Annotated in this window: 13 protein-coding genes; 9 read left to right on the top strand and 4 right to left on the bottom strand. The window is 59.8% G+C overall.

Annotated elements, in window-relative coordinates; all coding sequences use genetic code 11:
* Positions 1 to 3 precede the first annotated feature (3 nt).
* Positions 4 to 396 carry an FmdB family zinc ribbon protein gene (locus AADH44_RS03460; protein ID WP_341954109.1) on the top strand — a complete coding sequence of 131 codons (393 nt, stop codon included), beginning with the start codon at positions 4 to 6 and terminating at the stop codon, positions 394 to 396.
* A 31-nt stretch (positions 397 to 427) separates the two neighbouring features.
* On the top strand, positions 428 to 838 hold the full coding sequence (gene mscL / locus AADH44_RS03455) for a large conductance mechanosensitive channel protein MscL (protein ID WP_341954108.1): 411 nt from the start codon (positions 428 to 430) through the stop codon (positions 836 to 838).
* Positions 839 to 1137: 299 nt separating this feature from the next.
* On the opposite strand, the gene AADH44_RS03450 is transcribed toward mscL, so the two are convergent.
* Positions 1138 to 4788: an AAA family ATPase gene (locus tag AADH44_RS03450; RefSeq protein WP_341954902.1), complete on the bottom strand. Its 3651-nt coding sequence runs from the start codon at positions 4786 to 4788 to the stop codon at positions 1138 to 1140.
* A 262-nt stretch (positions 4789 to 5050) separates the two neighbouring features.
* On the opposite strand from AADH44_RS03450, the gene AADH44_RS03445 reads away from it, so the two are divergent.
* Positions 5051 to 6349, top strand: coding sequence for a hypothetical protein (locus AADH44_RS03445; RefSeq protein ID WP_341954107.1), 1299 nt, complete (start codon positions 5051 to 5053; stop codon positions 6347 to 6349).
* Positions 6350 to 6411: 62 nt separating this feature from the next.
* On the opposite strand, the gene AADH44_RS03440 is transcribed toward AADH44_RS03445, so the two are convergent.
* Positions 6412 to 6729, bottom strand: coding sequence for an iron-sulfur cluster assembly accessory protein (locus AADH44_RS03440; RefSeq protein ID WP_341954106.1), 318 nt, complete (start codon positions 6727 to 6729; stop codon positions 6412 to 6414).
* A gap of 167 nt (positions 6730 to 6896) precedes the next feature.
* Between AADH44_RS03440 and nhaA the strand changes: the two genes are divergently transcribed.
* Together nhaA and pdxH are read left to right on the top strand one after the other, a co-directional pair.
* Positions 6897 to 8231, top strand: a complete 1335-nt coding sequence (gene nhaA / locus AADH44_RS03435; RefSeq protein ID WP_341954105.1) for a Na+/H+ antiporter NhaA — start codon at positions 6897 to 6899, stop codon at positions 8229 to 8231.
* Positions 8232 to 8275: 44 nt separating this feature from the next.
* Positions 8276 to 8917: a pyridoxamine 5'-phosphate oxidase gene (pdxH, locus tag AADH44_RS03430; protein WP_341954104.1), complete on the top strand. Its 642-nt coding sequence runs from the start codon at positions 8276 to 8278 to the stop codon at positions 8915 to 8917.
* Positions 8918 to 8979: 62 nt separating this feature from the next.
* On the opposite strand, the gene AADH44_RS03425 is transcribed toward pdxH, so the two are convergent.
* Positions 8980 to 10197 carry an ammonium transporter gene (locus AADH44_RS03425; RefSeq protein ID WP_341954103.1) on the bottom strand — a complete coding sequence of 406 codons (1218 nt, stop codon included), beginning with the start codon at positions 10195 to 10197 and terminating at the stop codon, positions 8980 to 8982.
* A gap of 237 nt (positions 10198 to 10434) precedes the next feature.
* On the opposite strand from AADH44_RS03425, the gene AADH44_RS03420 reads away from it, so the two are divergent.
* The 3 genes from AADH44_RS03420 to AADH44_RS03410 all read left to right on the top strand — a co-directional run bounded on the left by AADH44_RS03420 (position 10435) and on the right by AADH44_RS03410 (position 12864).
* Positions 10435 to 10731 (top strand): hypothetical protein, encoded by a 297-nt coding sequence (locus AADH44_RS03420; RefSeq protein ID WP_341954102.1) that lies wholly within the window; start codon positions 10435 to 10437, stop codon positions 10729 to 10731.
* Positions 10732 to 10861: 130 nt separating this feature from the next.
* Complete coding sequence (locus tag AADH44_RS03415) at positions 10862 to 11560, top strand: ABC transporter ATP-binding protein (RefSeq protein ID WP_341954101.1); 699 nt, start codon at positions 10862 to 10864, stop codon at positions 11558 to 11560.
* On the top strand, positions 11557 to 12864 hold the full coding sequence (locus tag AADH44_RS03410; RefSeq protein WP_341954100.1) for an ABC transporter permease: 1308 nt from the start codon (positions 11557 to 11559) through the stop codon (positions 12862 to 12864). The genes AADH44_RS03415 and AADH44_RS03410 overlap by 4 nt, the downstream gene beginning before the upstream one ends.
* Before the next feature lie 42 nt (positions 12865 to 12906).
* On the opposite strand, the gene AADH44_RS03405 is transcribed toward AADH44_RS03410, so the two are convergent.
* A complete protein-coding gene (locus AADH44_RS03405; protein WP_341954099.1) occupies positions 12907 to 14049 on the bottom strand; it encodes an ROK family transcriptional regulator in 1143 nt (380 codons plus the stop codon).
* 191 nt (positions 14050 to 14240) lie between these two features.
* Between AADH44_RS03405 and AADH44_RS03400 the strand changes: the two genes are divergently transcribed.
* Positions 14241 to 15518, top strand: coding sequence for an extracellular solute-binding protein (locus AADH44_RS03400; protein WP_341954098.1), 1278 nt, complete (start codon positions 14241 to 14243; stop codon positions 15516 to 15518).
* Positions 15519 to 15522: the final 4 nt, after the last annotated feature.

The raw sequence follows: 15522 nt of genomic DNA, 5'->3' as shown, positions 1-15522 counted from the left end.
CTAGTGCCTACCTATTCCTACCGCTGCACCGAATGCGACAACGCCTTCGATATTCAACAATCGTTCACCGATCATTCATTGACGGTCTGCCCCGCCTGCGAGGGCAAGCTTCGCAAAGTGTTTTCGGCGATCGGTGTCACTTTTAACGGCTCCGGCTTCTACCGCAACGATTCGCGCGCCACGAAGGGTTCCAGCGACTCCGGTTCGAGTTCGTCTGGTTCGTCGTCAGAAGCGTCATCGGGTAAGTCGTCATCGAGTAAGTCGTCGGATTCATCTTCCTCGGCTTCTTCAACCTCCGGGTCTTCGAACTCGTCGGGGTCGTCAGGTTCTTCCTCTGGATCGACTTCGTCTTCTTCGTCGTCAGCCTCTTCTCCATCGGCGGCAAAGGCGTCATAGTTGACGAATCCTCCATAAATAGGAGCACGAAATGTTAAGCGGATTCAAGACTTTCATTTTGCGTGGCAACGTCATCGACCTTGCGGTTGCGGTCGTCATCGGAGCCGCGTTTACCGCGGTCGTCAACGCGATTGTCGCCAGCGTCTTCAACCCCCTCATCGGAGCGATGTTTAACGCTGAGACTCTTTCGGAAGCATTCGCGGTAGAAATTCCCACTGCCACCGGCGAACCCGCAGTGCTCGCTTTTGGCGCGTTGCTCGCTGCCATCATCCAGTTTCTGCTCGTCGCCGTTGTTGTGTACTTTGCGATCGTCGCACCCATGAACTTTGCCAACAAGCGAGCCAACGCACGCAAACCGAAAGTTGTCGAGCCCGAAGCAGGCCCCACCGAGGCAGAGCTTCTCCTTCAGATTCGCGATCTGCTCGCGAAGCAGAATAGCTAACAGCCAACATCTCGCCCCTAACGACTGGCTCGTTTAGCGTACGAACTTATCGTCGGGCGGCTGCGGCGCTAACCCCAATGTGGAGGTTTGTCGCCCCTAAGCCGTTCATCGTTCTCGTTAGCAGGATGCCGCTCGGGCTCACCAGTCGGGTGCGGGTCGGAACCGGTGGGTGGTGCGGTTGTCACACGGCGGCGCTTGGTGACCTTGGCGGTGTGCTCGCGCCCGGACTCCCGCGAGTCATGTTTCTTGGACTCGCCGTGCTGCTCGCTCGACCGCGAGTTGTCAGTGCCTCCCACGAGTTACTGCTCGGGACGTGTGGCGGGGATGATCCCAATGGGCTCGGTCGTGGGAGCAGGCTCCGCTCCGAGCATCCGGGCCACTTTGTCAGCCACCTGATCGGGATCACTGAAGAGTTCGAAGGCGTGCACGCGGAGGTAGTGCCAGCCGAGTCGACGCAGCAGCTCGGGGCGCAGTCGAAGCGACTCACGCAAGCTTGACTCGTGCACCATGGCGTCGGTTTCGACGGTTCCGCAACGACCGCCACGCGAGGCGACAAGCCCCAGTTTGCCGCGATGCCCGAGAGCAACGCGCAGTCCGCGCTTTTCGAGACGGCGCGCAAGATCAACCAGCATGGGCTCGCTGTCGTCAGGCACAGGAATTTCGGCGTAGCGCGCATCCACTTCGTCGAGCACTTCAGCGAGGGCGACCGCACCGTGCTTCATGCGACCGTCGTCGAGGTCTTCAGAACGGAACGACGTGACGATTTCGAGCGAACGACGAGCACGCGTCATTGCGACAGCGAGAAGCCGTTCTCCCCCGGGCTCACCAAGCGAACCGAAGTCTGAGAGCACGCGACCGTGTGGTGTGCGGCCGTATCCGATAGAGAAAATTACCCGGTCGCGACTTTGGGCCACAGCCTGATCAATCGTGGTAACCGTAAACGGTTCAGCACGATCGCCGATGATGACATCGAGCAGTTCGGGGCGACGGCGGCTGACAGCATCCAACACTGACTGCATGACCCGAACCGAGTGCAGCGGACTTGCCGTGATGACCATGAGCGACTCTTGTGGCCGCTTGGTGGCGTGGTCGAGAACAAGTTCAACAACGCGCGAGACCTCGGCGTCGGGGCTTTCGACCGCGCCAGAGTCGGGATCAGGCATTCCGACACCGTCGGCAACGTAGCTGACGGCGAGACTGCCGTGCCCGAGGAAGCTTCCCGCCCAGGGCAGGGACTCGATTTGGCCGCCATAAAAGCGGCGGTTAACGAGTTCGGCGAGCTCTTCGCCACCGGGCCGGTAGCTGCGGGTCAACGTCAGAGTCGGCAGCAGGCCACTCAAGCGAGCGAACGCTGAATCTTCGACTAGAGCCTCGCGCACCTCATCATCAATGGGTGGTGGTGCATCAGCTGTCGCGTCGCGCACCGCGATCTCAAACGGGGTTGGCGACTGGATAACGGGGTCGCCAACAACGACAACCTGCTTCGAGCGGCGGATTGCTCCCGCCGCTTCGGCCACGGTCATCGCGCCGGCATCAACGAGGAACACCGTGTCGAACGGCATTGTGTCAACGACTGAGTCGATCTCGTAGGGCGAGGCCAACCAAACGGGTGCAATGGTGCGAGAAAGGTGCGGTGCTGACGTTTGAACGTCAAATGACGTGAGCCGCTCTTTGCCCAGCGCTCGTTTGAGAGCACCTGCTTCGTCGGGCCAGTCGACGAGCCCGATTTTCCAGTTTTCGGCGATCTGCCAGGAGAGTTGCTTCGCGTTTGCCGAGGCGTGAGCTTCATCGACAAGGCGGAAGTCGGCTTCAAGACGATCAACCACCGACGTGTTGGCGTTGAGAAGTGCACGATCCATTTCGAGCATGGAGTCGAGTGCTGATTTCCACCACGAGAGTTCAAGCTCCGCGGCGACCTGGTCTTCGGGCACGTGACGCTTGGCCAGATCATCGATCAGGGGGTTGAGTTTGAGCTCACGCAGACTGCCCATGAGCGCCGTTCGCTCTTGCAGATTGTTGAGCACATCTGACTCGGCGGCGAGCGCCTCGACCTTTTCGATCAGGAACGGGATGGGCAAACTTGACAGGGTGAGGTGAGAATCTGCAATGCCGAGCGGGATGTCGAGGGCGGCAAGGTCTTCTGAGACCTGCTGGTACGAACGTTGAACTTCACCAATGCCGACGGGAACAGCGGGGCTTGCACCTTCGGCAACGAAACGGTGCCACAGCACGCGCTGCTTCTGAATGCGCATGAGGGCCGCGTGCATGTCGTTCACGCGCACACCGGGCCGCACATATTCGAGAGCAAGCTTCTTGAGGCGGCGGCGGTTGGCAGCGGTCATGTCGGGAAAGTCGCGACGCGGAGCTGTCGCAGCAATAAGTTCGGTAATTGCGCGATCAAAAACGGTGGGCACGAAACGGTCGAGTGTTTCCCGAAGATCAACGAGGAGGCGCAAATAGACGCCCAACTCTTCAATGCTCTGGAATGGCCGCATGCGGGTGTTCGACACCAGACGGTTGGCGACACTTAAGAGTTCAGACAGCTGCGTGTTGGCACGCTTGGCAACCTCGTGAGCTTTGAGCGCCTCGCCACCGTTAGCGAACTGGGCTCCGTACCATGGCGAATCTCCAGGGCCATACTTGAACTCGCCCAGCTTGGCGGCGGCAATGATCACACCGGTAGCGGAGGTGCGATCCGCGGCAAGCTTCTCTACGGCTTCGCGCGAGAGTCGTGCGGTCGTCGATGGCGGGTTGGGCAGCAGCGCCAATCGGCTGAGCTCCGATACGCAATCGAGAACCGAGACACCGAGCACATCATCGGCGACAGCCATCGACCCGCGGTAGTCGAGCATGATCTTGCGCAGGCGCAGCAGTGCATCATCCACGTCTTCGATTTGCGGCCGTGCCGCTTTTTCGCTGCGGGAAATGGACCGGATGATGTCGCGACGCAACGTGCGCGGTGCCACAGCAAGGCCCGGTAACCCGATGTCGCCAAAGCGATCAGCGATCGAGTGCAGCGATGCACGACGCGGGGTTACGACAAGCACCCGCTTATTCCGCGCCACGAGTGCACCAACGGCGTTGACGATTGTTTGGGTGCCACCAGTGCCGGGGAGCGTTCGAACGACCAACGAGTTGCCGGCTTCGATCTGGGCGATCACATTCTCTTGCTCAGCATCGGCATCGAGCAGCAGGTTATCGGTCTGCGGCGAGCGCTCATCAGCCGACAGCGCGGGCACAGGAGCGTAACCCTCCTTGATGGTCCACGCTGCCGCAGTGTTGCCTGCTAGTGCATCGAGGATCGGATGCTGTAATTCGGCGGCATCGTCAGCAAGACCGGGCGCAACATCGGCGAAGGACGACACCACGAGGCGTGGGCTGACCGCGAAATTCGTGAGGTGCGAGGTGAGACCGCGCAGGCGATCAATGACCGGGTTCGGCTTGAAGGTGCCATCGGCATCCGTGAGCGCGACAAACGATTCGGCGTCGAGGCGCAAATGGAACTGCTCATCGAGTGCACGAGCAAATTCTGGGTTGAGGTAGGCGGCGCCGCGCAACTTCAGCTCAAAGTCACGACCGTGCCGACGGATGGCGAGGGGCCGCAGCAACACTGGGGCACAGTACTCAACGCCGTCGTGGTTCCAGCGCGCAATGCCAATGCCCAAGTGCACGGAATCGATTCCGCGAGCCGTCGAGAGTTCAAGACCCTTCGCTGCGACAGCGCCGGCCGCGACCTTGGCCGAGCGCAAAGCAACATCGTCGCGGATCAAACTCGACAGCAGTGTGCGCTTACCGGTGATGAACTGGGCCAAACCGCCCGGATGCGTCGTAGAGAGCTCAACGCGTGTGCGAGGCGAATCGACGAAGTGTAAGAGTGGCGACTGTCCGCCCAGCTCTGACAATTGCGAACGCCAGAGCGTCCACGTGGGCTCTGCAACGTTTCCGGCCATGATGTTCGGCTCACCAAAACTCAGCGTATGAGGCGCTGTTACCTGAATGTGGGGATGGGAGTGCTCGTTTTCGGCGTCGTCGACATTCTCGTCAACCGAATCTGGATCGACCGAGAAGTCATCTGAAACTTTATCTGCACGCCACACACCGCCACCTTAAGCGTCTAACCGCAAGAAATGGTGCAACAACCACGAGTTTCGCGAGACTCAGTCGCCGGCAGCACCCCCAGTTCTTGCGGTTCACCGCCGTAGAATACGAGTCATGGTGCCCTACGCCCTCCCCCTGTTGGCCGCCACCGATGCCGCCGAACTTGCGCGCGGCACCATAGTTGCGGTCGTCGCCCTCATCGTGCTTGTGCTGCTGCTGGGAGCCGGGGCGTTCGTTGTGCTGTTTCGTCGCGGAGGTGATCGTGGTCGTCGTGGCGCGACCTCTCAGGCCTCTCTCGATTCCCAGGCCGCTGCGCTGCTGGTGAGTTTGGATGACCGGGTGCGCGATGCCCACAACGAAGTCGGTTTTGCCGTGGCCCAATTCGGGGCCGCGAGCGCCCGTGATTTCGACAGCGCTCTCACTGACGCGAAGCTTCAGCTGACCGAAGCGTTTCGTTTAGGCCAGCAGCGGGACACCGCCGCGAGTGATGCTGAACAGTTGCGTCGCCGCAACTCCCGGCAAATGATTGCCATTTGCGAGAAGGCTCTGGCGAATCTTGACCGTTTCGACGCGGCTTTTGCTGAACGGCGCCGCACCGAAGTGGATGCAGCGCAGACAGTACGCGCGTTGCGGGAGCAGCTATGTGCCCTGCGTGATCGACTTTTACACTCTCAGCAGGAATGCGCTGACGCTGCCCACCGTTTCGGTGAGGTGGTGCTCGCACCAGCAGCGCGGTACGTGACCCACGGCGAGGCGTTTCTTGACCGTGCCGAGCAGGAACTGGATGTCGCCTCCCCCGAGATCAGTTCGACCGGAGTGAACGCCGTGGCAGACCGGTTGCATGCTGCTGCTACTGAACTGCACCGGGCAGACCAGCAACTCGCGGCATCCGAACGCGCTCTGGCAGAGCTCGCAGATGCCGAACTTGCGGTGGGCCGGATGCGCGACACGAGTGCGGGTGACCTGCGTGAAGCGCGGCTGGCGCTGGAACGTGCGCCCGATCCCGACACAGGAGCCGCCATCGTTGCGGCGATTGCTGCCGTAGAGAAGGCTCTTACTGAGACCGCCGTCGATCCCGGCGCCACGATCGATCCGTTTACACAACTGATAGCGCTCGGCGATGCCGGCGCTGATTTGGATGCAGCCCTTGCGACGGCGCGTAACCAGCAACAGCGGTTCGAACACGCCCGCGCGGCCTACCGGGGAACTCTTATCGCGGCCCGGAGCCAGATCAGCGCTGTGAGAGAACTGATCGGCCGGGGTGGTGCAAGTGCGAGTGCTCGCACTCGACTAGCGGAGGCGGAGCGCCAGCTCATGATCGCTGAAGCTGAGACAGACCCCGTGGAGGCGTTAGACGCCATCCGCCGGTCGGTTACTCATGCTCGAGATGCTGACGCTCTCGCCCGCTACTAGTCTCAGGATTCCGTCGACCGTGCGCCAACGAACCTAGATCTAGTTACTGCCCTTGTGCCTGACTAGGCGTTGTCGCTAGCGCTGCCGTTGTCGCTAGCGCTGCCGTTGTCGACAATGGCGAAATTCACTGCGCCATCTTCGCCGACCTGTGCGTCAAGAGTCTTGTCGCTGAGTGCGATGGCGGCGTTCTCTTCCAGAAATACGCGTGCGCCTTCAGCCTCAACGATGGAGTCTCCCGCCTCAGGTTCAGCAACAACGGCAACCGTGAGGTTGGGGGCGCCAGGCTCCCCATTAATGCGGAGACCCGAAGCTTCGGTATTGGGATCTTGGTCAACAATCGTTTTGACGACTGTGGTGGCTGTTTCGGTGAGTGTGAGCATAGTGTTCGTCCTTCCAGATTCAGCGGAATGAACAACCCACGATTCCTTACTGGGCGCCGCGCATCAACCGTGAGCGCCGATTGTGAGACAACTCCCATGCGCAGTGGAGCGCGCAGTCAGGGTGCGTATTCGCGCGTTCCCCAGCTGTGCACGCGGTAGAATTCTTTGTGGAGTGCCGGGAAGTCTGGTCGGCGATTGCGTCGGCGACCCCGCTGACGAACCTCAACGTCTGGAATTCAGTGACAACATCCACAAAGAAATTGAGCCCCCGTACGCGACTTCGCCGGTGGGTCACCATGGAGACCACCAGCGGCATCCTGCTCATGGTTGCCGCCGCGCTCGCTCTTATCTGGGCAAACTCGCCATGGCGCGAAGGCTACGCAGCGCTCACCGAGACGGTCATAGGTCCTGCTGCGCTCAACCTCGATCTTTCCTTGGCCAAGTGGGCTGCTGACGGCTTACTGGCGATCTTCTTCTTCGTTGTCGGTGTTGAGCTCAAGCACGAACTCATTGCGGGCAGCCTGCGCAAACCACGCGAAGCCGCCGTCCCCGTTTTCGCTGCAATCGGCGGGATGATCTTCCCTGCGCTGCTCTTCGTGATCATCGTGCTCACAATGGGCGACCCTTCCGCGCTGCAGGGGTGGGCAATTCCGGTGGCAACCGACATCGCCTTCGCTCTCGCAGTGCTCGCGATCTTCGGTCGCGGACTGCCGCGCGCACTACGCACCTTCCTGCTCACCATGGCCGTCGTTGACGACCTCCTGGCGATCATCATCATCGCGCTGTTCTATACCGACAGCATCGACCTTCTGTCCCTTCTCTTCTCACTTGTCGCGATTGCCCTGTTCGGTCTTGTGGTTCGCTCACGCAAGCCCTACTGGTGGCTATTGATTCCGTTGGCGCTCGTCGCCTGGGCATTCATGCACGACTCGGGAGTGCACGCGACAATTGCGGGCGTTCTGCTCGGATTCACCGTTCCGGCCAAAATCGTTCACGGCGAAAAAGAAGTTCGCACCCACGTCTTCGACGATGCAGTGCGCCCCACCTCCTCCGGCATAGCCCTTCCTGTTTTCGCATTCTTCGCAGCAGGCGTCTCGCTGGGCGGCGAAGACAGCATCGGCTCGGTTCTGGTTCAGCCCGTTGTGCCAGCAATCGTTATCGGCTTGGTGGTAGGAAAGATAATCGGAGTGCTCGGCACGACCGCCCTCATCACCAAAGTCACCAAATTCCGGTTAGCAGACTCAATTGGGCTTCGTGACCTTCTCCCCATTGGTTTCCTTACCGGTATCGGATTCACGGTTTCGCTGCTCATCTCAGAGCTCTCATTCCCCGACAGCGTGCACACCACAGGAGCCAAACTCGCCATCCTCATCGGCACCGCACTGGCGGCAATATTTGCGGCAATCAGCCTGCGTTGGGATTCACGTCTCGCCCGCAAGCGCGACATGAACGAAGACGGCATCCCCGACAAGAACAGAGCGCTAATCGACGGTGCCGACTAGCTGGTGCACTCGCAGGCTGCTCCACCCTCTCGAAAGGACATTCCGTGTCAGATCCGCTGAGCCAACACACCGACTACGGCCAGTTGCCGCTCAATGACGCCGACGTGCTCGACGATCCTCTCGAACAGTTTCGGATGTGGCTGACAAACGCCACCGATTCGAACGTGTATGAGCCCAATGCGATGGTTCTGTCGACCGTGGATGCCGACGGCTCCCCCAGCAGCCGCACCGTGCTGTTGCGCGCAATAGACGACGCCGGCCTCGAGTTCTTCACCAACTACAGCTCCATCAAAGGCCGGGAACTGCTGGCAAACCCTGCCGCTGCGTTGGTGTTCCCCTGGTATGCAATCCACCGGCAAGTGCTCGTGCAGGGAGTTGCTCGGCCCGTGCCCGCAGCCGTCTCAGACGAATACTTTGCGACGCGACCGCGAGGCAGCCAAATCGCGGCGCACGCCAGCGAACAATCGCAACCCATCACATCCCGAGCGCTGCTTGAACAGCGCGTAACGGAGCTCGAGAAAGAGTTTGAGGGCAGTGACGTGCCGCGTCCGGATGACTGGGGCGGCTTCGTTGTTGAGCCACACACCATCGAGTTTTGGCAGGGCCGCAGCTCACGACTGCACGACCGGGTGCGCTTCACCCGTGCTGCGTCGGGCAGCTGGGAGCGGATGCGGCTGCAGCCGTAACCTCACACCAAAAGAGGGCCACGACCGCGATAACAGTCGTGCCCCTCCCGAGGTTGTGGGCTCTACTCAGCCGGTACGGTTCCCCGTGCCTGCATTGCGTAGCCCGACTCGCCGTGGACGGCGAGATCGATGCCAGCGATTTCTTCTTCAGAAGTCACGCGGAATCCAATGGTCTTCTGAATGGCAGTTCCGATCAACCACGACATCGCGAAGGAGAAGATTGCGACGGCGAGAACGCTGATGGTCTGAACGACGAGCTGGCCTGCATCCCCACCAACGAAGAGCCCGGTGTCGGTTGCGAAGAAGCCGAGGTAGATCGTTCCGATGATGCCGGCAACAAGGTGGAGTCCAACAACGTCGAGCGAGTCATCGAAGCCCAGGTTGAACTTGAGCTCGATAGCGAGAGCACAAACAGCACCCGCTACAGCACCGAGTACTAATGCCCAGCCGGGCGTGAGGTTTGCACATGCCGGGGTGATGGCGACAAGACCAGCAACAACACCCGAAACGGCGCCCACTGCGGTGGCCTTACCGGTGCGAAGCTTCTCAACAACGATCCAACCCAGGATTGCGGCGGCAGGGGCAGCGAGAGTGTTGAAGACGATGAGTCCAGCTTCATCAGGCGTACCAGCAGCACCAGCGTTGAATCCGAACCAGCCAAACCAGAGCAGAGCTGCACCAATGAGAACGAGGGGAACGTTATGAGGCTGCGCAATGCCCTTGTTGAAGCCAACTCGCTTGCCGAGAACTAGGGCGAGACCGAGAGCAGCAGCACCGGCATTGATGTGAACTGCGGTACCACCAGCGAAGTCAATTACTGCAGGAAGACCGCCGAGGGTGTCGCCGAGGTTCTGGATCCAGCCACCGCCCCAAACCCACGCGGCGACAGGGAAGTAGACGAGCGTTGCCCAGACACCGGTGTAGATCATCCACGGTCCGAAGCGTGCACGATCGGCGATGGCACCCGAGATGAGTGCGGTGGTGATGATGGCGAAGGTTCCACCGAAAGCAACGCTCAAGAGGTCAACGCCTGCGACGCCCTCTTGACCGAAGTTGCTGAACGGGTTGCCCGAGAATGACCAGATCGACCCATCGATCGAGCTCATGTTCGCGCCGATAAGAATCCAGAGAACAGCAACAAGGCCGAGCGCTCCGAAGCTCATCATCATCATGCTGACTACGGACTTCTCTTTTACGAGTCCACCGTAAAAGAAAGCCAAACCGGGGGTCATAAGCAGCACTAATGCAGTGCTAATGAGTACCCATACCACTGTATCCATCTCAACCTCTTTCGCTTTGTGCGCCTAGTGCACACGTAACTCTGTGGCGGATTTCAGTGAGTGCCGGGTTATTCCACTCCCACCGACCCGCACCACAAAGCATTCCGTCTTAGCGTTTCGTAAGCTCGCCAGTTATGTTTCGAGCACGTTAAACGTGTGCCGTGGGTGTTACGGGTTGGTTTCCGGCAGCCAGCTGTATCCAGCGAATCAGATTTCTGGAGCCCGTAGAGTTGACGCATGGACGAAACCACGCCCGCACATGCGACCGAGTCAACAACCCCACCGGAGCAGCCTTCGGCGGCTCGCACTCGCATCCGTCAGCTCACGACACCATGGTGGCGGATGGTTTGGCTCGTCGGCGGACTCGTCTGGGCTGTGGTCTTCAACGTGATCTATGTCAGCACCGGCGCAACGCAGGAATGGCTTGGCATCGCGTCCGTCGTGCCTATCGCGGCACTGCTCGTAGACGTATTGCGCGTTGAACGGCTCGAGCGTGCTGCCGAGCAGAAGCGTAAGGCGAAGCTCAAGTTGTAGGTAACGAACTAATCGCCCGCTGGCGACGACGAAGGAAACTTTACGGACGCCGAAGATACACCGTTCGGCGTAGGCAAATACCTCCCCACGGCTGATGCTTTCTCCCCACAAACTCGTGAGACTGAGAGCTATGGATACCCCGATCATCCGCGTCACGGATGTACACAAGTCTTACGGCCGAGGCCCGAACCGATTCGATGCACTCAAAGGGGTGTCTTTCGACATTTTTGAGGGCGAAAGCATCGCCATCATCGGCAAGAGTGGGTCGGGCAAATCAACCCTGATGCACGTTCTCGCGCTGCTTGATGCCCCAACATCAGGAAGCGTTGAGCTTGAAGGTGTGGACACAAGCTCACTGAAGGGAAAAAGCCTCAACCGCGCGCGCAACAAGACTTTCGGGTTCGTATTTCAGCAGTTCTTCCTCACTGCAAACGCATCCGTTCTCGAAAACGTGATGTTGCCGATGAAAATCGCGGGCATTCGGCGCAGCGAGCGCAAGCAGCGAGCCCTTGTCGCTCTTGAGGAACTCGAAATGGCCGACAAAGCGTCGAGCAAGGCTCTTAACCTGTCTGGTGGTCAAAAGCAGCGTTCCGTGATCGCTCGCGCGCTGGTCAATAACCCACGCATCATTTTCGCTGATGAGCCCACGGGAAATCTCGACACCGCCACCGGCGCAGTCGTCGAAGACATCCTGTTCGATCTCAACCGTGATAACGGCATCACTTTGATCGTGGTCACTCACGACGAGGAGCTGGCGGCACGATGCGATCGACGCCTCTACATTCGCGACGGCCTGCTCGTGAACGACACCACGGAGGTAGCCGCATGAACCTTCTCGACCTGATCGGCTCGGCCGCGTCGAACACCTTCCGCTCGAAGACCCGCACCATTCTGACGATTCTCGCGATCTTCGTTGGTGCGTTCACTCTCACCATAACCAACGGCCTCGGTACGGGCATCAATCGGTACATCGATGACACGGTCACCTCCATCGGTGCGGAAGATGTGATGACGGTTTCGGTGACCCAGGACGCTAATGCCGGTTTTGGTGATGCCTCTGGGCCGGCCGAATACGACCCTGATGCGGTGGTCAGCGGAGGCTTCAGCCGTCCCGGTTCCACTGTCGTGGCCCTCACTCCCGATGATTTGGATGCTCTCGCCACCATCGCGGGTGTGCTCGATGTTGAGGCGACAAAGTCGATTTCCCCGGACTGGATTCAGTATGGCGATGGCACGCAGTATCTGACAAGTGTCGGCGGACTCGTTGCCGGCCAAACCGTGCAGCTTGCTGCTGGGGCAGTGCCTGCCGCAGATTCGGATGCCCTCGAACTGAATGTGCCTGTCACCTATGTGGAGTCGCTCGGGTTCGCTGACTCAGCTGCCGCCGTGGGGGAAACCCTCACGATTGCGATCACGGATGCTGAGCGCACGCAACACTTTATCGACGCCACCATCGTGGGCGTTGCCGAGGAGAGCATTGCTGCTCCCGGTGCTGGCGGACTTGTCGTGAACTCTGCGCTGACCGATGAGCTGTATCAGACCCAGAACATTGGAATCCCCGCTGATCAGCAGGAACGTTACGCCCAGGCGAGCATCCGCTTCGATCCGGCGGCGACCGATGCCGAGGTCACTTCCCTCAAGGAGCGGCTCACAGATGCAGGCTTCACTGGCACGACTGTCGCCGACCAATTGGGCACGTTCAAGACCATCATTGATGCAATCGTGCTGGTGTTGAATGCGTTCGCGATTATTGCCCTGTTGGCTGCCAGCTTCGGAATCGTGAACACCCTGTTCATGTCTGTGCAGGAACGCACCCGCGAGATTGGCCTCATGAAAGCGATGGGCATGGGCAGCGGCAAAGTTTTCGGACTCTTCAGCCTCGAAGCTGTCTTCATTGGCTTCTTGGGCAGCGCGATCGGTGTCGGAATCGGGATGATCGTGGGCACTGCGATCAGTTCGTTGCTCTCCGGCGCAATCCTCGCCGACCTACCGGGCCTCACGCTAATCGCTTTTGACCCGATCTCGGTCGCCGTGATCATCCTCGTCGTGATGGCCATCGCGTTCCTCGCCGGCACCCTGCCCGCCGCGCGCGCTGCTCGGGCTGACCCTGTGGAGTCGCTTCGGTACGAATAGGGCGGCTCCCGCGTGTGCATTGATCACGGTGAGCTGACTGGACTACTTGTCGAGGACGTATTTCTGGATCGCGAGTACGGCAGCACCGCGACACCATTCAGTGTTGTCGCCGGACGTGGCGACGAGGTCGATCGCGGATGCGCGCGCATCACGGTGGCCATTGATGCCTTCCTGGATCGCCGCCGACGCAACGTCTACAAGGCGAACACCCTCACCACCAAGGATGATCCGCTGCGGCATCGTGAGGTTCGCGATCGCAGCCAACAGTGTTCCTAGCCCGGCTCCGGCCTCGTCGATTATTCGCCGTGCGGCCGGCTCTCCGGCCTCCGCAAGGTCCAGTGCTTGGTCGTACGTCACTTCCCGGCCTATTACGGCGGAAACATTGCGAACGATAGCGCCCTGTTCAAGCACACTCTTCGCACAACCGCGGTGCCCGGCGGGACAGACTGGACCAAACGGGTCCAGCGGCCAGTGGCCTACCAATCCGATTCCAGAATCGACACTAGTAACGATTTCGTTGTGGATAACGACCCCGTATCCGATGCCGGCGCCCAGGGTGAGCACGGCGAAGTTCTGCAGTCCTTTGCCTGCACCAAACCAGCGCTCGTACTCGGTGAAGGCTACGAGGTCGTTGTCAATGACCGTGGGAAAGCCGGTTGCGTCCTCGACGAGGGCCCGGATGGAGACGTCGGTCCATTCCAAGAATGGGGCACTCTCGACGATTCCGTCGGCGCCTACCAAGCCGCCCAAGCCGATGCCAATAGCGGTCACCGATGGCACGCGGGCGGCAAGGGTCTGGACCAGATCAGCAATTACCGCGATCACCGCAGAGGGATCGCGCGACGTGAGCTTCGCTGAGCGTTGGTGAAGCACGCTCGCCCTGAGGTCTGTCACCACTGCGAGGACCTCTGTCGAAGTGATTTTCATCCCAATGAAATTTCGCGACCGAGCAACGACGTCAAGCAGGGTCGAGGGTCGGCCTGCGCGTCCGTCAGCGCGTTCTCCGACCTCGACTAGGAGCCCACCGTCGATTAGCGGCGTGCTCAGGCGGGTTAGCGAACCCGGGGACATGTCGAGTCGGCGAGCAATATCGCTGCGAGAAATCGGGCCGTTAATGAGCACTTGAAGAGCGACAGATAATGACGCTCCGCCGTCTCTGGTCCACGATTGATCCTCAATAGTCACGAAGACCCTCTCTTTATCGGCGGACCGTCTCACCATAGCGCCTATTCCTTTTGCAAGGGAAGTAAGTAGGGCTCAAAACTTGTTAAATGACAACAATTGACACGGCATTACTTTTGCCGTAGAACTAATTCGCAAGCACATACCCGGCTCTGCCCTGAGTCAGAATGTAAACATCAATGAGGAGAACTGCAATGAAGCGTTCCAAAGTCATCGCGGTGACAGCTGTCGCCGCGACCATCGCCCTCGTAATGGCGGGTTGCTCGTCAGCGCCCGAGTCCGAAGGCACTGCCGACGAGCCCGTGACCATTACTTTCTGGGGCGCGTACGGCAACGGCGGCAACTCTGCACAAGCAGACGTGCTCAACGACACTCTGATCCCGTCGTTTGAAGAAGCGAACCCGGGCATTACGGTCGAATACGTCGACGTACCGTATGACGACCTACTCAAGAAGCTCACCACGAGCGCGGCAGGCGATGAATTGCCCGACCTCGTGCGTGCCGATCTTGGATGGGTTCCCAAGTTCGCCGACCTCGGTGTGCTCGTACCCCTCTCGGACGAAATGGACAACTTCCAGGAACTCGCTGACGCAACATTCCCCGGCGTCCTTTCAACCAACCTCTACGACGGCAAGTACTACGGGCTCCCGCTAGATACCAACACCCGCGTGCTCATCACTAGCCAAGAAGCTCTCGACGCACAGGGACTCGACGCTCCACCCGCAACCTTCGACGAGTTCGTCGCAGCAGCAGATGCACTTACTGATTCGGGTGTCCAAGTGTTCGCCGATGGTGGCTTGGGTGCATGGAACATCTCGCCATGGATCTGGTCGGGTGGCGGCGCTGTCACCGACGACAAGGTCACGACGTCGACTGGCTACCTCGACAACGACAAGTCAGTGGCAGCAGTGCAGATGCTCGTGGATCTTTACAAAGACGGCCAAATCTCTAACGGCATCATCGGCAACGCCGGCGCAACGTCGACATCAGAAGGCCTTCCCGGAGGAAACTACGCAAACATCCTCGACGGACCGTGGATGAACGGTATCTGGAGCGAGCAGTTCCCCGACTTCACCCCCATTTATGCGCCAATGCCCGCCGGAGACGGTGGGTCGGTCAGCGTCGTCGGCGGCGAGGACATCGTTCTCACCTCGACGTCCGAGCATAAAAAAGCAGCCATGAAGTTCATCGAATTCACTCAGTCAGAAGAATTCCAGATGGCGCTTGTACCGACAGGACAGCTGACGGTCATCAAGGCTCTGGGTGACAAGCAGGTCGAGTTACTGCCGTACCTTGCTCTGTTCACGGACCAGCTCGCAACCGCCAGAGCGCGAGTGGCAATCCCCCAGGGGTCTGAGGTTGACACCATCCTCAACCAAGCACTCGTTCCCGCCTTTGAAGGATCTGTAACGGTGAAGGACGCGCTAACTGGCGCCGCCGCGGAGATCGACGCAATTTTGGCAGGAAATTAGCTTC

The organism is Salinibacterium sp. TMP30, from assembly GCF_038397785.1.
GTDB lineage: Bacteria > Actinomycetota > Actinomycetes > Actinomycetales > Microbacteriaceae > Rhodoglobus.
The sequence above is the reverse complement of the archived record's forward strand: the minus strand, read 5'-3'. Positions and strand labels throughout refer to the sequence as shown.